This window comes from Collinsella sp. CLA-SR-H006, from assembly GCF_040097075.1.
Taxonomy (GTDB): Bacteria; Actinomycetota; Coriobacteriia; order Coriobacteriales; family Coriobacteriaceae; genus Collinsella.
Genome location: NZ_JBBNPD010000001.1, coordinates 251,483 through 268,431 on the forward strand (window position 1 = coordinate 251,483; position 16,949 = coordinate 268,431).

The following is a 16,949-nucleotide window of genomic DNA, read 5'->3' on the forward strand; positions in this document are numbered from 1 at the left end:
CGTTATCGATTTGCTGTTACTGCAGGTCCAGCTGGTCCAGGTATTCCTTGCCGTGCTCCGAGATATGGCGCTTGCGGCCCGCCTCGTCGTTGCCCAGCAACAGATTGAACATGGTTTCCATCTTGGTGACGTCCTCGGGCTCCACTTTGATCAGGCGGCGCGTCTCGGGGTTCATGGTGGTGAGCCACATCATGTCCGGGTCGTTCTCACCAAGACCCTTGGAGCGGTTGATGGAGCACTTCTGATCGCCAATCTCCTTGAGGATGCCGTTCTTCTCGAGCTCGGTGTAGGCAAAGTAGGTCTTCTCTTTGCAGTTGATCTCGTAGAGCGGTGACTCGGCGATATACACGTAGCCCTCGTCGATAAGCGTGGGCACCAGGCGGTAAAGCATGGTGAGCACGAGCGTGCGGATGTGATAACCGTCGACGTCGGCGTCCGTACAGATGATGACCTTGTTCCAGTTGAGGTTATCCAGGTCAAAGGCACCGAGGTTCTTGATGCGCTTGTCCTTGATTTCCACGCCGCAGCCCAGCACGCGCATGAGATCCATGATGATGTCGGACTTAAAGATGCGCGGATAGTCTTCCTTCAGGCAGTTGAGGATCTTGCCGCGGACGGGCATAACGCCCTGGAACTCGGCATCGCGCGAGGTGCGAATGGCGCCTGCTGCCGAGTCGCCCTCTACGATGTAGATCTCGCGGCGGCTCTTGTCCTTGGAGCGGCAGTCGATGAACTTCTGCACGCGGTTGGCCATGTCGGTCTTCTGCTGTAGGTTGGTCTTGATGCTCTGACGCGTCTTCTCGGCGTTCTCGCGCGAACGCTTGTTGATGAGCACCTGCTCCATGATCTTGTTGGCAGCGTCTTTGTTCTCGATTAGGTAGGTCGAGAGGCGCTCCTTAAAGAATGCCGTCATGGCCTGCTGGATAAAGCGGTTATTGATGGCCTTCTTGGTCTGGTTTTCATAGGACGTCTGGGTGGAGAAGCAGTTGGTCACCAGCACCAGACAGTCCTGGACATCCTGCCACTTAATGCCGCTCTCGTTTTTGTTGTACTTGCCCTGTTGCTTAATGTAAGCATCGATGGCACTGGTCAGAGCGCTGCGGGCGGCCTTCTCGGGCGAACCGCCGTTCTCGAGCCACGATGAGTTGTGGTAGTACTCCTGCATCATGAAGGTGCGCGAGAAGCACATGCACGCGGTAATCTTCACGTTGTAGTCGGGCAGGTCCTCGCGATCGCGACCGCGACGGTCGGCCTCGATAAAGAAGGGCTCGGTGAGGTAGTCGGTACCGACCTTCTCGAGCACGTAGTCCTCGATGCCCTTGGGATAGCAAAAATCCTCTTCGGAAAACTCGCCATCGTCGCCCTCGATACGCAGGCGGAAGGTCACGTTGGCGTTGACCACGGCCTGGCGGCGCATTGTCTCGCGATACCAATCGTGGGGAATGCTGATGGAGGTAAAGACCTCAAGATCGGGACGCCACTTAATGGTGGTGCCGGTGCGATCCTCGTCGCTGGGCTCAATCTCGAGTGCCTTCTTTTTGGCACCGACGACCTTGCCCTTCTTAAAGTGCAGGGAGTACTTGTTGCCGTCGCGCCAAACCGTGACGTCCATGTATTCGGAGGCGTACTGGGTTGCGCATGAGCCCAGGCCGTTGGTGCCGAGCGAGAAGTCGTAGTCGCCGCCCTGGTTATTGTTGTATTTGCCGCCGGCGTAGAGCTCGCAAAAGACGAGTTCCCAGTTAAAGCGCTTCTCGGAGGGGTTCCAGTCGAGCGGGCAGCCGCGGCCGTTGTCCTCTACCTGAATGGAACCATCGCGAAAGGCGGTAAGGGTGATGAGCTTGCCGTAGCCCTGGCGCGCCTCGTCAACGGCGTTGGACAGGATCTCGAAGGCGGCATGCGCGCAGCCGTCGAGTCCGTCCGAGCCAAAGATGACGGCGGGGCGCAGGCGTACGCGCTCCTCGTCCTTGAGCTGGCGGATACTGTCGTTACCATAGTTTGCGGTGTTTTTTGCCATACTCGCTCTCTCGGTGCTCCTTTGCTGCGTTTTAGTCATATAGATAGTCAAGGTAGCATAGCCCAGCCCACAGACGATTCCAACCAACACGAAATCCATCGAACAATCGTTCGATTAGATAATGAATGCTTGGAATGCGGGAGGGACCTGTCCTGTCCTATCCAAACATCTGCGGCAGGTCGATGAAGACGGTTCGATCGCTTTCGCCAGCTTCGAAGCCCGAACGGGAGAAGAATCCATAGCGATGGCACTTGAGTCCCGTTGCCTCGACTTGGGCGATTTCCTCGTCGACCATTTTTTGCGTGATGGGGGATTTGCGGAACTTTGCTTCGTAGAATGCGTAGCCCTCGGGGTCTTGCGTTACCACATCGAATTCGCCGCTCGTTTTGTTTGCGGGGTCGTCGTACCAGTACTTGCCTATGGCGTCGAAAGCCGGTTCGATCTTGCCGGTCCTGTTCTGCCGCACGAGGTATTGACGGCAGATCTCCTCGAACATATGAGGAACGTAGTTTTCCTCGAAGTCTTGGAAGACGTGACGATCATAGAAGACTTCCGGGTCGAGCAGCTGACGCGCTGAGGCATTGCGGAAAACATAGCGATAGTAAAATAGCGAAAGCGGATCCACTACAAAGTAGCCAGACTTGCGCTTGTTCGTAGGGTCGTTGATGGGTGCACGCTTTTGGACGATTTCGAGTGACATGAGCTTGTCGAGCACGTCTGCCATGGCCGGACCGCTCGAGACGTGCGACTGTGCCAGCACGTCCCCCCAACGGGAGTAGCCTTGTGCGAGAGCCCCGAAAACTTCGTTGGCGTTGGTCATCTTCGAGATCTCGGCGTTGAGATAGGACGGCACCTCGCTTTCTAAGCGGGCGCCAGGTTCCGTGACGAGCTCGATGATGTTGTCGCGTACGCTTTGGGATTGCTCGATGAGGCGATTGTAAAAGGGGATACCGCCAAAAACGCTATAGAGCCGCACCTTGTCCTCGGGCGAGAACGCGGGATAGAACTTCGCAGCGTCAAAGTAATCCATGGGCTTAAGCTCAAGCGTGAGATCAATTCGCCCGTAGAGGGGGCTTTCATGCTCGATGAGGGATTTCATAATCTCAACGTAGGAGCCGCACAGGACAATGTTTAAACGTGAGTCTTCCCTGTGGGCGTCGATTGAGGTCTGAAGAATGCTGTCTAAGCCTTTAACCGCATCTCTCAAGTAGGGGTATTCGTCGAGAACGAGGGTAATGTTCTTGTCTTTAGCTTGGGCAAACAGAAATTCGATGAGCTCGCGGATGCCTGTGAAGGCGAGCGGAGGAAAGCTCAGCGCTTCAGCAACAAGGACGGACAGACTCTCGAGGTTGTCTGCCTCGGAGGTTTGGCGGCACTCGTAATAGACCGTTGCGACGTCCGACAAATCGGTTAGCGCCTGCTTGATGAGCTCACTTTTTCCGACGCGACGCCTGCCGTAAATGAGAACATTGCGCTGCTCGGGTGCTTTGAGCGTTTTCTTAATACGGGCGAGCTCACGCTCCCTGCCAATAAATTCCACTTACTCGGTTCCTTCCGACTCGGTTTTGTCCGAGTTAATTGTATCGCATGGATCAGTTTATGCTCGAGTTTACTCGGACAAAACCGAGTCGGTTCTGCCCGAGTAAATTTGAAGGCGGCCGAATGCGTCTTGCTGCGTTTGCGGTTGGATACGTTGTCGAAAACGTGTCGTGCGGATTGTTGGATCGAATCGAACATTGGGACAGACGTCTCGTTTTATGGGCCGGGGGCGTGCATGTGCGAGTTCTTTTGGCCCATAAGGAACGCTGGTGGGTCGTTATTTGGGCCACGGGTCACTTCGCCGGCGCCGTGTTTCGTCATACGCTCATAGTGGAAGCCGATGCCACGGGACGACGAAGGCCTTGGGCAATGGATGAGCTGCAAGCCGAAAGGAGCGGTGAGAATGATGAGGCCCATGACAAAGAAACTGCTGTTAGGAATTCCCACCGTGACGCTTTCGGCCGTGCTGGCGTGTACAGTGGCCGGCTGTGGCGGTAGTGCTCCGAGCGGCTCGCCTGGCGGTTCGGGCGGCAGCGCGCCTGTGCAGGAAAAGCCCAAGGCCTATGAGTCGCAGACGGTCGAGGTGGCAGGCATTACCTATGAGTCGGTGGCTCACGGTACGTTCTATCGCGGTGATGCCAAGCAGCAGGACGGCTTTTACCTGCACATCAAGATTACCAACAACAACACAAAGAACAGGACGTTCAGTTCCTTTAACGTGCATGCTGCTCAGGGCGATCTTGAGGCAGGCGACCCGTTGTTTACTTCCGGCAAGGCGGCTGTGCTCGACTACGTCGCAAGCGAAGCTCCCGATGATCTGCACAAGGGAATTGACCTTTCCGAGAGGCCAGATATCGGTCCGGGCGAGACCGTTGAGTATGTTTACTTCTGGGCGCCCAAGACGGCGTACTACGGGCCCATCACTGTCGAGTTCGTAGACGCTTACGCCCCTGCCAAGAATCATGAGGCCATGCACTTTGACACCACGGACTGCGAGACCAAGGAGTTCAAGGCGGCCGGCGGCGTGGCCGATTCTGGCGAGAAGGCAGATTTAACGGGCATCGACTGCGCATCGTACAGCATCGAGGCCGCCGATGGGTACACGCTGGATTCGTCCGACGAAGAGCGCGAAAAGGCAAACTTCTTCCACGACGAGACTGGAGGACGCCTGAACATTAGCATTTTCCCGCGCTCGCCGGAGGAAGAGGTTGCAAGCCTAGAGCAGGTCTACGAAGGCAAGGAGACAACAACCGACCAGGTCGAGTACAACGGCATAACGTGGCTGCGCTTTACCGGTCCCGACAACGGCCATACGCTGTTTGCGACGGCTCCCGCAACGGGTGAAACCGTCCGCGTGTCGATTGGCTGGAAGATCGATTGGGACGCCGCCGTGCCCATGATGGAGGCGCTGAAGCTCAAGTAACGCTGTGATTCCCATGTCAGGCGACTCAGGGCTGGCTCCGAGTTATCGGGGCCAGCCCTTTTTGGTGCTCGATAAGCCGAGTCGGCGTCTCTCACAAAAGTAACTAGGAGCTAGCGAGGCTCATCCGAATTGGCCTCATTGGCGGTGTCGGTTTCGAGCGCCGTGCGGCGGGCGCTGTAGGCGACGAGGCCGGCGCCTGCCGCGGCGAGTGCTGCGGCGGCTGCCGTAAGGGGAGCGTTGACATCGCCCGTGCCCGCAAGCGCGCCCGCTTTTCCGGAGCGCTTTTTATTGCCGTGATTCTTGCCGCTGCCAGATCCACTGCCGCCTCCGGAGCTGCTTCCGCCGGAGCCACCTCCACTCGTGCCGCCATCGCCGTCGACCGTCATCGGGGCGTCGTGAAGTCCTGTCGTATCCGCGCTGTCGCATACGCCGACCTGAACTTCTGAGCGTTCGCATGTCGCGTCGGGCACATGAAGCTCGTGCAGTACGGCACCCAGCGCCGAGTTTGCGCCTGGTCGAATTTCCTCGAGCGTTACGGGATCGAGCGCCACCAGATCACGCGCTTTCGCATACAGCGTTACGCGTTTGCCCACTTCGTCGCTCCAACTCTCGGGGATGGCGAAGCTCATGCGGAACTGTGCCGTGCAGCCTGGTGCCAGCACGGCGTTGCCATTGTCGGCAACCAGCGGGTGCGTCGCAAAACGTGCGCCCAGCGTCTCGAGCGCGTACTTCACGCGTGCCATGTCGTTGGCCGAAGCATCCTCGGCGAGCTCCGGATCGTAGATTGATGCCATGCGTGCATTCGCTCCGAACCCGATGGATGCGCTGGAGAACGGCTGGCTGGAGCCCTCTCGGTACAGATCGATCGTGCCGGCGGTCAGCAAGGTGTTGCCGTCGTTTCGCACCGTGACCATAAAGGATTCGCCTGCTGCTCCGGGCACCACCGCACCCGAGGTAGCGACCGCGCCCGTCGGAGTGGCACACGCCACCAGGGGCACTTCGATGCCGTGCAGCTCTGCCTCGCTCTTCTCCGCGCTCACAATGTGCGTGGCGAGCGCGGAGAGCATGCCTCCCGACGTCAAAAATGTCGTTATCTGATCGACGGGATGGTCCAGCTCGCACATCACGAACGGTTCCGTGAACAGATCGCCTGCCAAGGTGCTGGCGAAGATGCGGAAGTGCTTGCCCATCACTGCTACCGGGTTGCCTTCTTCGTCGTAGGTCTGTCCCACCTTGCCGTCGGTGTTCTCTACATAGAGCACGCACCTGCCGTTGTTGCTTACGCTAAACGATGCCGGGCCACAGCCTGCGGCACCCACGGGCTGCGTTGCAAATGCCGATGCGCCTCGCGTCCAAGTAATATGCTGCAGTCGCTCGTTGACGGTAGCCAAAAAGCCCGTGTGCTGCGGCCACGGCACCGCGTGGGGTACTGCGGCATCTGGCGACATAACGCCCCAACCCGCGATGGATTGGCCGATCACGGCGTACGATGCACAGCCACAACCGTCTGCGGTCTCGTACGCAACGGGCACCACCATTTTGCCGTTGATATTCTCGGGCGCGCCCAGCTCGATACTCGACGGTGCCTGCGGAAAGCGGAGAACTTGGCGGAACGTCAGGCTATCGCCCGAAACGTCCGACCACAGGGTGAAGCACTCCAGCGCAACCTCTGCCTCATTGCCCAGCGCCTTTTCTGAGGTGGCTCCGCGGCGATGGAGATAGGCGCCCGACAGGCGGCCGTCGACCAGCGTCTTACCCGCTGTGATACGCGGGCACTGCAGGCAATGGTAACCGTCCTCCTGCAGGCGCCCGCGCGAGATGCTGCGCCACGACGTGTGCGATATCACGCGAACTTCGCTATTACTTATGCGCAGGCGCACAACGGACAGTATGCCGGATGTGCTCGCCGCATCGAAAAAGGTGTTGTCGCCGTCGGGGCGCTCGCCCGAGACCAGCAGCACGTAAGCGTCCTGGTTTTCTCTTCCGTCCGTATATTCCACTACGTCGAAGTCGTAATCGAATAGGCCGTCGCGCTCCACGTCGCCCTCGCCAAAGCCAAGGGGGAAGTCCACGGGCGTGGGAGCGGACCACGTGCCGTTTGCCTTTGTGTGCACCACCAGGCGCGAGCGGCCATTGTCGCCGTAGCGCACCGAGGCGATACGGAACAGGCATTCTACGCCGGCGATCATTGCCAGCTTCATGTGAGCTTCGCTGAGCACGCCAGTAAACAGCACGTTGTCGCTCGAGGGTTTTATGCCGCCACGCTCGTCCTCCGACACGCCGGCAGAATTGGCGTTGGGGTCCGCAACGGCGTTCGTCGCCTGAACGATGTAGGTATACTCATACATCGGCGCGGCGTTTTCGTCGTTCTCTATCAGTGCGTGGACGAAATGCTCGACCTGTCCCGTGTCGTCGCTCTCTGCATCCGCCTCGAGCTCAATGCGCGTGACCGCTTGATCCCAATCGCGCACGACAGGCGCAACGTTTGCGGCAGTGGCATTAACCTCGGCGCGTGCGAGCAGCTCGGCGTTGGTGACGATGGTGGCCGATGCGATAAACTGCGGCACACCACCTGCCTCGGCGTTGCCGGCCGAGCCGAAGCAGGCATCCAGCGTATAAGGCGTATCCCCACCCAATGCAAGCTCAGAGCACTGGAGTACATACTGGTCGCCGTTGTTCACCGACATATTCCACGAATCGAGGAGTGTGGGCCACGATCCCGACCAAGCTTTGGTGGTCCACTTGAACATTACGAACTGGAGTATCACATCGACATCGACGTCTGCACCTACGCGCAGTCGCGGAAGCTGGTGTCCATCCGCCTTCTCGTACCCAATGAACAACGTGAGGGATGCGGCGCCGCGCACGGCAGACGAGGCGACGCCTGCAACGCCGGCGCCAAAGGTGACGGCAAGCCCGATCTGGATGGTGAACGAGCCCGACGTGTTGGAATAGTCGAGCGAAATGTTCTTGAAAAACGCCGCGCCGCTGCCGTGCGTGTGGGCACCCACGGCGAGCGCCAGCTTCGCCAGCACCCAGGGGTTGACGTTTAGGAAAAAGGGCACCGGTCCCAAGGTGAACTGCTCGGTCCAATTGAGGTCGGTTCTTACCTGGAAGAGAGCCTTAATATTGCCGTATGCGGGATCGTTGTTGTTGCCCCAGGTTTTGCCCACCCAATCGTAGGCGAGCGAGCCATACAGCTGTGTGGCGATATCCATCGTGAACAGCGGCGTGCAATGGTGGCGAAGGAGCTTAGTGTTTCTTGGATCGGTGCCCGAACCGGCACTCATACTCTTGTACTGATTCCACTTCCCCTCCATCTCGTCGAGGTAGCGGTTTGCCTGCTTGGCGCCCGATTCGCGCGGCGATTTCTTCCAGTATTCCGGATCAGGGTTGCCCGAATCGTTCATATAGCTGGCTGGTTTGTATCCTCCGCCAAACAGCACGTATCCGGCAAACGAGAAATCGAACAGAATGGGGAACGAGGGCATCCAGCAGGTGAACTTGTTGCCGCCGATGCCGGGAAACGCCGCTGGGAAATCAAACGGAGTGATCTCTTGGTCCATGGTAGTGGGGACGATAGTGGTCGATCCGGATTCCGCCTTTGCGGCCGGTGCGGTGACAACGGCCATGGGGGAGGAGAGCGTGTAGGTTTTGCCCTGATAGTCGAGGACAAAGCGCAGCTTGCATCCTTCTTCCAGAAGGACCGATGCCGCGTCAAGAAACTTGTCTTCGAGTGTGAACGTTGCCAGATTGTCCGAACCCGATGCACTGGCCTTGACTTGGCCAATCTGCGTGACGGTTTCGGGCGAGCTACCCGCAGCGGGCATTACCTTGTTGATGTGCAGCGTTGCCTGTCCACCCTGTGGCAGATGTGCCTGCACGGTAAAGGCGTGCGTGTCGGGTTGGTCGTTTCCGGCGTCGTCCTTCGGCAGTGCCATAAACGTGGCGTCGGCGTACTGGATGTCCCATTCGTCGAATGTGAGCTGGCGAAAGTACGGCTCGCCGTCGGAAAGCGGACGCGTGGGCGCGGTTATGGCGGTGCCGCCCTGGATACGCGCAAGGGGAATCTCGACATCACGGTAGCCCGCCACGCTAATGGAGATGCCGCCGTTAAAGTCGTACGCGTCGAGAAGCGTTGCCTCGTCCACGTAGCCTTCCGAAAGCGGCGCGACCTCAAAGATGGCCGTGCCTTCGTCATCGGTCGTGGCGGTGAGCTGCTTGCCTGCGGCATAGCGCGATGTGAGCGTGACCTGGGCACCCGTGATGGGCGTATTCTTGTTGGCGACGTCGACCACGACCACACCGAACATGGTGCGCGAGAGAACGAGCACCCTGAAGGGGTCTTTTTCGTCGGCATAGGCTTCGGTGGGCGCGAACGGCAATATGAAGGCGTTTGCGCTTCCCGGCGCGCGCGGCAACATAATGCTCGCCAGTGAGGACGCTCCGGCAACGAGTAGCGAACGGCGATCAAGCATTTTGGGCTCCCATCCCGCAGATATCGGTGGAAATAATCCAATTTTGCGAGAAGGTGCCCCGTGGTGGTAGTGCCGTTCAAGGGTCGAAATGTCCAAATTGATCGAGCGAAGCGCCGGGTTCCGGAACGCGTTCGATGCGCTTGGCAGCCCGGTTGTTAACGCAACATATGCGCGACCAGCTCGGCGCGTGTGCCGATACCAAGCTTTGCGTATACGCCGGATAGGCGGTTTTTGACGGTGCCCGGCGATACTCCCATATGGCGTGCGATTTCGGCGTTGGTCCACCCACGACAGGCGAGCATGGCCATGGTGAATTCCGTGGTCGTTAGATCGTCGGCCACGTCCTCGCCCGAATCAGGGTTGTGGATGCGCCGCCAGCCGTAGCTGAAGCGGTACGTGATCTCGATGATGCGCGCGAAGTCGTCTGGGTATTGCGTTTTTAGGCACGCCTCGATGAGCCCCTGTAAAAGGCCGTGGTGCTCGCCAATGAGCTCGATAAGGCCGTCGGGGCGCGCAATGCCCCAAGCGGCTCCGAAGTGTGCCTTTGCGGCGTCGATGTCCTTGAGGCTCATGCATGCCATGGAGGCTGCCAGGTGCAGGAACAGTTCCGAGATCGGATAGCTTCCCTGTTTCATGATCAGGGCGTTTTCCGCCATGCCCAGGCTGCGGCCGTATTCGCCGCGCAGATACAAGGCGTGCGCCATCACGTAGCTGGCGAACAGGCGCAGGCCTTCGGGCAGATGCGCCGCAAGTGGATAAAACTCTTCGGCAGAATACGGGGAAGGCAAGTGCAGCAGGACGCTTGCGGCCGAGGCGAACAGGATATGCGTGGCGTGGATAGCGGATGATTCCTCGTCGGCCGGCGTATCGAGGATGCCAGCAAGGCACCGGCGGGCGTCGGCGATACGGTTGAGCGACAGGCTGGCGTATCCGCAGATAAAGCATGCGGAATAGCGCAGTGCGGGATCGGTGGCGTCAAGATAGGGGCGCGCCGTCTTGGCAGCGAGGGTGGCCTGCCCGCGAAAGTACAGCGCTTCTGCTGTGGCAATGGCGCGCGAATCGGGGTCGGAAATGCCTGCAACCGCAGCGTCAATCTGCCCCGGCACAAAGGCGGTGCACATCAACGGCATGGGAACGCATGGGTAGCCATCGCAGTCCATCTTCCATCTCCCAACAGCTGGCAACAATAGCAGCAATTGTACTCCTGTTGCTCGGGACTGGAATTTGTGGGTATCGCCGACGATTATGCCGAACGTATAAAGGAAGACTAGCGGCTCTCTTGAACCCGAGGTCGAAGGGGGCGTTGTACAAGGCATATGGGGCCGAGTGGAAGTGGATCAAAAGAGCGTTACTTGACGTTTCATACATAATGCCAACCGCCCCGCGACATCACGTTCGCAGCGCGCAGGGGCCGGAGAATCTTCGCGATGAGAGTTGACGTCTAATACCTTGCATCGTATAGTGTGTATAGCATAGTATATGACGAGAGGAGGTGTGCGGATGGAGGCCCAGATGAAGCGCGGCTTCCTGGAGGCCTGCGTGCTCGCGGCCGTCTCCGGCGAGGAGTCCTACGGCTACCAGATCGTGAAGGACGTGCCGGCGAGCATGGGGCTCACGGAGTCGACGCTCTACCCGCTGCTCAAGCGCCTGGAGAAGGCCGGGTGCATCACGGCGCGCTCTGCCGAGCACAACGGGCGGCTGCGCCGGTACTACCGCATCACGGACGATGGGCGTGCGCGCATCGAGGAGTTCCTGGCCGAGTGGCCGTCCGTACGGGAGATTTACGCATACGTTGAGGGGGCGCACCATGACGCGCGATGAGTTTCTGGGCCGGTTGGGCGAGCTGCTCGCCTGCCTGCCGGCCGAGCAGGTGGAGGAGACCAAGGCGTTCTATGCGGAGGCCATCGCCGACCGCATGGAGGACGGTATGAGCGAGGAGGAGGCCGTGGCCGCCATGGGCGCCCCCGGCGAGGTTGCCGAGGCCACGCTCGACGACCTGCCCGCCGTGCCGCGCGCGATCGCGAGGACGCGCCGGCGCAGCACCGCGCTGCTGTGGGTGCTGACCATCGTGGGCTCCCCGGTGTGGGTGCCGCTGCTCGCCGCCTTCGCCGCCGTGGCCGTCACGGTCTATATCTGCATCTGGGTGCTGGCGCTCTGCGTGTGGATCGTCGCGGCGGCACTCGGGGGCGTGGGCGTAGTTGAGCTCCTGCTTGCCGTAAGCGGCGTCACCATCGGCCACTTCCCGTACGCCCTCGCCTCGGCGGGCGTGGGGCTCGGCCTCGTCGGCGTGGCGCTCTTCGTTGGTGCTGGCGCTTGGGCCGCCTCAAAACAAATTGCGCGCCTCTCGGCGCTCTGGGCGAGGAAGGCCGCCTCGCCCTTCTGGAAGGGTAAGGGCGAGAAGGGCGGCGCTGCCGCGCATCTCGCGGCGTAGAAAGGAGTGAGTACCATGACCAGCGCGAAGAAGATCTACCTCGCCGTGGCGGGCGGGCTCGTTGCCGCGGGTGTTGTCCTCGCGGGCATTGGCTTTATCGCTTCGGGTTTCGACCCGGCCGTGTTCACAACCCAAATCGACACGCGCGACAGCACCATCGTGCTCGGCGGCGTCGAGGTGGACGACCCGACGGGCCTCCCCCTCATCGAGCAGCTCGCCGGAATCGGCGAGGTCGACACCTCCGGCATCACCGCGTCCGAGTCCCCTGCTGCCCCGGAGGCGCCCACCGCTCCCTAAGCATAGCGTGCCCGGACGCCCCGTCCGTCGGGCTGTGCAAGCCTGTGGAACCCGGACCTCAACCCCAACCCAACCGGCCTCGAGCCTGCGTCGATTCGCTCCCCGTCCCGCGCGGGGGCCCATGACGCATACCCAAAATCCATCCGAGGAGAAAGGAACGCAATGACGACAGCCATGCCCCTCCGCCTTCACGGGGTCACGAAGGCGTACCGCGGGAGGACCGTCCTCGGCCCCATCGACCTCGCCCTCGAGGCGGGGCGCGTCTACGGGCTCATCGGCGAAAACGGCGCCGGGAAGTCAACGCTCATCTGTATCGTCACTGGCACCGCCAGCCCCAGCTCGGGCTCGGTTGAGCTGTTCGGCGAGCGCGGCGGGCGCGGGCTTGCCGCCGCCCGGAGGCGTATGGGCTACATGCCCGACGCGAGCTCGGCCTACCCGGGGCTCTCTGCGCGGGAGAATGGATTTGCAACGGTTGCTTAAACATTTTTTACAGGGACAGCCCTGCGTTCCTGAACTCAACTGGGCTCATGTAGACCAGTGTCGAAGGGGCAGTCGCCCCAGTCCGCGTACCAGACCTGTGTGCCGCCGAGGGAATACTTCCTCCAGTAGGGCCAGTGCGGGACGTCCATCCTCTCTTCCTTTCGGGGCGTCAGGCGCCGGGCCCAAGGCCGCACCTGCGCCCCAGCTCCGCCACGAGGGCGTCGTTGTCTCTGACCGAGACGATGGCGTCGCCGTCGTAGGGCGCCTCGATGTAGACGCGGTCGAGCGAGTTGGCCGTCCCCGCCCAGAGCGTCCTGGTGCGCCGGACGCCCCGCACGTGGGCGTAGGGTATCACCGAACGCGTCCCAGCGTACACGACGACGAGGCGGTCGCCGTAGAGCTCGAGGCGATTGCTGCGGACGGGAAGGGCAGCCAGGGCCACGAGGGCCGGGATGGGCAGCAGCGCGAGCCAGCCCCATAGGAGCGCGGGACTCGAGCTCAGGAAACACGCGATACACGCCGCGGATAAACCGCCCGCCACAATCACCATGGCCGCTATGAACCACGGGTCTGTCCTGCCGGGGAACACCCGCTCCGGCCGCTCGCCCTTCTCACCCATTACGGCCCTTCCGTCTCTTGCACCCCTCCCGGAACTGTCCGCATCAGTATAGCCAATGCTTTTTCTGATTTGTTGAGAAGCCGGCATTTGGGGGCATTTTGGATAGCGAACAGTTCAAACAAGAAGCTGAGAAAATAGAACAAAGCCTGAGTGCCTTGAGAGTCGCCGAGCGCAATGCAGTGATTCCCTTTATGAACGGCGACTTTACCCAATGGGATCTATATCTGGCATCCTCCTCTGAGTATGCGATGAGACTGATAGACGGATTTATCTCCATGCTCGAATCGAGGAATCTTGTTTGCGTCGCCCAGCTTCTCCGCGCACAGGTTGGAGTCTGCCTGCGGACATTCGCGTTATTCGCCGCCGAAGACCAGGATGACTTTCTCCCAAAAGGCTGCCAAGTACCATGGCGTGAGCGTTGGGGTAGCCATCATTCAGCGTGGATACATCCGGATGCGCATAGATCCAGACGATTCCAACGTTCTCGTATTTCCCGTGCAGGTAATCGAAGAGGGCAAGCGACACCATGCGGTTGCCGCCGACGGTCACGACTCTGTCGGGGTTTTCTGCCGTAAGCTTCCTCTGCGCATCCTGAATCCCCGCCAGGACTTCGTCCTCGGCATAGATGCGAACTGCCTCCCATTCCTCATATCCAAGTTTTGGGACGCGTTTCACAATGCCGAGTGGAACCCCTGGACAGTCGGATCACGTGGTGGCCCCCTTTGAGAGGGTCACGAGCATCACGGTTCCGTTTTCGGAACTTGTTTCGACCTCTACAGCGCCACCGTGAAGCGCTGCAATCTCCCAAACGAGCGCTAACCCGAGCCCTGCGCCGCCGTATGCCCTGCTGCGGGATTTGTCTAGACGAAAGAACGGTTGGAAGATGCTCTCACGGTACTGCTTGGGTATTCCCGGGCCCTGGTCCTCGACTCGCAGGAGCACGTGGCTGTCGCTGTCGCTGATGGAGACGTTGACAGTCGAGCCGGAGCGGCTGTAACGGATGGCGTTTTCGGCCAGGTTAAACACCAGCCGATAGAGGAGCGTGTCGCTCCCGATTACTAAAGCGTCTCCAGCACAATTGAGGGCTATGCCCTTATTTTCGGCAAGTGGCGCAAGGTCGGTGAGGACCTCTTCGGACAAGGGACCAAGTTCAACACCGTCCTCGCAAGGAACGCTGCGGAGCTCACTCATCTCGAGCAATACCTTGGTCATTCGAGACATGCGCTCGGTTTGTTCTTGTAGCAGGCTAAGCAACTCGGCTGTTTCGGGTTGCAAACCGGAGTGCTCGGAGATGAATAGTTCAATCTGTGCTTGCATAAGGGCAAGCGGGGTGCGCAGCTCGTGTGCGGCGTTGCCGGTAAACTGACGCTGTGCAGAGAACCCTTCACCAAGCCGGGCGATCATGTCGTTGAATGAGACGCTGCATCGCTGTAGCTCGGTGGGTACATCTTCACTGAGTCGGATTTCGCTTAGGTTGTCAGGCTGCACACGCTCAACCTGGGCTGCAAAAGCCCGTAGCGGTTTGAGTGCACGGCCGCTCACAAAGTATGCCAGCACGCCGCCAAGGAGTGTGACTCCAGCCGTGATGTACCAGGTTGTCGTGCCAAAAGACTCCTGTGCGTCGTTTACGACGATCGTGACCTTGTCATCGGGGGTCGCTTTCGTTGGGTCGAACGCCTGGGGCGAATCTTCGCCGGTTGCGTTAAAGGCCGAGATGTTGCTGCCGATGGCATCCATGTAGCGCATGCCCGTATAGCCGACCAGGCAGTTCGTCAGCACGCACGCCGCACACGTCAGCAGTGCCGTCATAATCGTTATGCGCCATTGCAGCGAAAGCCTTTTCATTCGCCATCCTCCATAACGTAGCCCTCTCCAATCCGATTGCGAATCGGGTCGTATCCCAAAGCGCTGCGTAGCTTTTTGCGGAGTGACGAGATGTGAACGCGGGTTGCGTTGCTAAAGCTGTTCACGCTGCTATCCCAAACGTGCTCGATAAGCTCCTCTTGACTTACCGGACGCCCCTGATTAAGCATCAGGTATTCCAAGATTCCCGTTTCCTTGCGCGTAAGAGATAAAGCCTCACTGTCCACGGAAGCGATGCGCGCCTTGGTGTCAAAGCGGAGCTTTCCGCAGGTTAATACTATGTCGCTTTGTGCGAAGCGCCTGAGGGTAAGGCTGCGGATCCTTGCCGCAAGTTCGTCCAGATGAAACGGCTTGGTGAGGTAATCGTTGGCGCCGGCATCGAGTCCGTCGACTTTATCGGATACTTCGCCACGTGCGGACAGAATCAGCACCTTGGTCTCGCAGTCGGTTTTCCTAAGTTCCCTGAGCACGGTCATGCCATCGATACGGGGAAGGTTGAGGTCGAGCACCACGAGGTCAAAGACTTCGACGCCCAGCAGGTCGAGCGCCTCCCGTCCATCGTGACAGCAGTCGACGCTGTACGCCAAGTTTCGCAAGCTGCGCGCGATTGCATCGCACAGTGCTCGCTCGTCTTCGACGATCAAAATACGCATAACAGTCTCCTTGCACATTCCAAATCGCGCTTAACACGGATTTTATAGTCGATATGGTCCAATGGTCGCGTAACGAAAGGAGTGGTTGGGTTGTTCAAAGCGGTAAAACCCGTGGTACAGGTCGCTTTGTTGATCGTCGGAATTACCATGGTGTGCTTTGGTGTTATGCGTGGCGAGGCGGATGCCGTGCTGGCCAAAGCGATTAGGCTGTGCTTGGAGTGTATCGGAATTGGATAAAAGAGAAAACACTGCGTCGCATGTTTTGGCCCGATTTCGCGGATTCATTCAGGCGGCGGCGACGCTGGTCACCAACATTCACCTGCCAAACTTTGCCAAAGGCGGCATCTATCAGGGCGCGGGAAAAACAGTCTGCGTACCTGGACTTAACTGCTATTCGTGCCCCGCGGCATCGGGTGCGTGCCCCATCGGGTCGTTTCAGTCGGTGGTAGGTTCATCCAAGTTCAACTTTTCTTACTACGTCACCGGTACGCTCATTTTGCTCGGCGTGCTGCTGGGACGCTTTGTATGCGGCTTTCTGTGTCCGTTTGGCTGGCTGCAGGAGCTGCTTCATAAGATTCCCAGCAAAAAGTTTTCGACGAAAAGGGTCAAGACGCTTACGTATATCAAATACGTTGTACTGCTATTTGCCGTGGTATTGCTGCCTGTGCTGGTGGTCAACGATCTGGGGATGGGAGATCCGTTCTTTTGCAAGTACATCTGTCCCCAGGGTGTGCTCGAGGGCGCCATTCCGCTGGCGGCTGCCAATGCCGGAATTCGATCTGCGCTGGGACATCTCTTTACTTGGAAACTTGCCGTTCTCATTGCCGTGGTAGTGCTGAGCGTTTTGTTCTACCGCCCCTTCTGCAAATGGATTTGTCCACTCGGCGCATTCTATGCGCTCATGAATAGGGTGTCCCTACTGGGGATTCGGGTTGACGCATGCAAATGTGTCTCGTGCGGCAAGTGCTCAAAGGTTTGTCAGATGGACGTTGATGTGGTCCGCGCGCCCAATCATGCCGAATGTATCCGGTGCGGAAAGTGCATCGGGGCCTGTCCCGTCGACGCCATCAGCTATCGCTATGGCCTGGATGTGTCGGCGGAAAAGCTCCCCTTGACCGCCGATAAAAAGTAAACAAGCTTCGACAAAACGGA

General features: G+C 59.3%; 14 protein-coding genes. 7 read left to right on the plus strand and 7 right to left on the minus strand.

The window, feature by feature from the left end:
* Positions 1-16: 16 nt before the first annotated feature.
* Entirely contained in the window at positions 17-2,014 is a 1,998-nt protein-coding gene (locus tag AAA069_RS01195) for a toprim domain-containing protein (protein ID WP_117820832.1), read from the minus strand.
* A 157-nt stretch (positions 2,015-2,171) separates the two neighbouring features.
* On the minus strand, positions 2,172-3,554 hold the full coding sequence (locus tag AAA069_RS01200; protein ID WP_349127344.1) for an ATP-binding protein: 1,383 nt from the start codon (positions 3,552-3,554) through the stop codon (positions 2,172-2,174).
* 414 nt (positions 3,555-3,968) lie between these two features.
* Here AAA069_RS01200 and AAA069_RS01205 point away from each other — a divergent pair, with 414 nt between their 5' ends.
* Positions 3,969-4,976, plus strand: coding sequence for a hypothetical protein (locus AAA069_RS01205; RefSeq protein WP_196031528.1), 1,008 nt, complete (start codon positions 3,969-3,971; stop codon positions 4,974-4,976).
* Between the two features lie 110 nt (positions 4,977-5,086).
* On the opposite strand, the gene AAA069_RS01210 is transcribed toward AAA069_RS01205, so the two are convergent.
* Complete coding sequence (locus AAA069_RS01210) at positions 5,087-9,454, minus strand: hypothetical protein (protein ID WP_196031527.1); 4,368 nt, start codon at positions 9,452-9,454, stop codon at positions 5,087-5,089.
* 155 nt (positions 9,455-9,609) lie between these two features.
* Positions 9,610-10,614 carry a helix-turn-helix transcriptional regulator gene (locus tag AAA069_RS01215; RefSeq protein ID WP_230318628.1) on the minus strand — a complete coding sequence of 335 codons (1,005 nt, stop codon included), beginning with the start codon at positions 10,612-10,614 and terminating at the stop codon, positions 9,610-9,612.
* 340 nt (positions 10,615-10,954) lie between these two features.
* On the opposite strand from AAA069_RS01215, the gene AAA069_RS01220 reads away from it, so the two are divergent.
* The 4 genes from AAA069_RS01220 (at position 10,955) to AAA069_RS01235 (ending at position 12,662) form a co-directional block, all read left to right on the plus strand.
* Positions 10,955-11,275 carry a PadR family transcriptional regulator gene (locus tag AAA069_RS01220; protein WP_006234594.1) on the plus strand — a complete coding sequence of 107 codons (321 nt, stop codon included), beginning with the start codon at positions 10,955-10,957 and terminating at the stop codon, positions 11,273-11,275.
* Positions 11,247-11,885, plus strand: a complete 639-nt coding sequence (locus AAA069_RS01225) for a DUF1700 domain-containing protein (protein ID WP_343000931.1) — start codon at positions 11,247-11,249, stop codon at positions 11,883-11,885. Before AAA069_RS01220 ends, AAA069_RS01225 begins: the two co-directional genes overlap by 29 nt.
* Before the next feature lie 15 nt (positions 11,886-11,900).
* Complete coding sequence (locus AAA069_RS01230; protein WP_161155314.1) at positions 11,901-12,182, plus strand: hypothetical protein; 282 nt, start codon at positions 11,901-11,903, stop codon at positions 12,180-12,182.
* Between the two features lie 174 nt (positions 12,183-12,356).
* Complete coding sequence (locus tag AAA069_RS01235; protein ID WP_161155269.1) at positions 12,357-12,662, plus strand: ATP-binding cassette domain-containing protein; 306 nt, start codon at positions 12,357-12,359, stop codon at positions 12,660-12,662.
* A 169-nt stretch (positions 12,663-12,831) separates the two neighbouring features.
* Here the strand turns inward: AAA069_RS01235 and AAA069_RS01240 are convergent, their stop codons facing one another.
* From AAA069_RS01240 to AAA069_RS01250, 3 genes are all read right to left on the minus strand, one after another.
* Positions 12,832-13,281, minus strand: coding sequence for a PH domain-containing protein (locus AAA069_RS01240; protein WP_161155268.1), 450 nt, complete (start codon positions 13,279-13,281; stop codon positions 12,832-12,834).
* A gap of 705 nt (positions 13,282-13,986) precedes the next feature.
* Positions 13,987-15,126 (minus strand): ATP-binding protein, encoded by a 1,140-nt coding sequence (locus AAA069_RS01245; protein ID WP_196031525.1) that lies wholly within the window; start codon positions 15,124-15,126, stop codon positions 13,987-13,989.
* The gene (locus AAA069_RS01250) at positions 15,123-15,797 is read right to left on the minus strand and encodes a response regulator transcription factor (protein WP_196031523.1); all 675 of its coding nucleotides are present in this window, start codon (positions 15,795-15,797) and stop codon (positions 15,123-15,125) included. Before AAA069_RS01250 ends, AAA069_RS01245 begins: the two co-directional genes overlap by 4 nt.
* Positions 15,798-15,887: 90 nt before the next feature.
* Here AAA069_RS01250 and AAA069_RS01255 point away from each other — a divergent pair, with 90 nt between their 5' ends.
* Both AAA069_RS01255 and AAA069_RS01260 read left to right on the plus strand, forming a co-directional pair.
* The gene (locus AAA069_RS01255; RefSeq protein ID WP_035136962.1) at positions 15,888-16,034 is read left to right on the plus strand and encodes a CD1871A family CXXC motif-containing protein; all 147 of its coding nucleotides are present in this window, start codon (positions 15,888-15,890) and stop codon (positions 16,032-16,034) included.
* Positions 16,027-16,929 (plus strand): 4Fe-4S binding protein, encoded by a 903-nt coding sequence (locus AAA069_RS01260; RefSeq protein ID WP_196031521.1) that lies wholly within the window; start codon positions 16,027-16,029, stop codon positions 16,927-16,929. Before AAA069_RS01255 ends, AAA069_RS01260 begins: the two co-directional genes overlap by 8 nt.
* Positions 16,930-16,949: the final 20 nt, after the last annotated feature.

Excerpts from the sequence above, each read along its gene's own strand:
- AAA069_RS01195 (WP_117820832.1), bottom strand. The coding sequence starts at position 2,014 with ATGGCAAAAAACACCGCAAACTATGGTAACGACAGTATCCGCCAGCTC.
- AAA069_RS01205 (WP_196031528.1), top strand. The coding sequence starts at position 3,969 with ATGACAAAGAAACTGCTGTTAGGAATTCCCACCGTGACGCTTTCGGCC.
- AAA069_RS01210 (WP_196031527.1), bottom strand. The coding sequence starts at position 9,454 with ATGCTTGATCGCCGTTCGCTACTCGTTGCCGGAGCGTCCTCACTGGCG.
- AAA069_RS01215 (WP_230318628.1), bottom strand. The coding sequence starts at position 10,614 with ATGGACTGCGATGGCTACCCATGCGTTCCCATGCCGTTGATGTGCACC.
- AAA069_RS01220 (WP_006234594.1), top strand. The coding sequence starts at position 10,955 with ATGGAGGCCCAGATGAAGCGCGGCTTCCTGGAGGCCTGCGTGCTCGCG.
- AAA069_RS01230 (WP_161155314.1), top strand. The coding sequence starts at position 11,901 with ATGACCAGCGCGAAGAAGATCTACCTCGCCGTGGCGGGCGGGCTCGTT.
- AAA069_RS01235 (WP_161155269.1), top strand. The coding sequence starts at position 12,357 with ATGCCCCTCCGCCTTCACGGGGTCACGAAGGCGTACCGCGGGAGGACC.
- AAA069_RS01240 (WP_161155268.1), bottom strand. The coding sequence starts at position 13,281 with ATGGGTGAGAAGGGCGAGCGGCCGGAGCGGGTGTTCCCCGGCAGGACA.
- AAA069_RS01245 (WP_196031525.1), bottom strand. The coding sequence starts at position 15,126 with ATGAAAAGGCTTTCGCTGCAATGGCGCATAACGATTATGACGGCACTG.
- AAA069_RS01250 (WP_196031523.1), bottom strand. The coding sequence starts at position 15,797 with ATGCGTATTTTGATCGTCGAAGACGAGCGAGCACTGTGCGATGCAATC.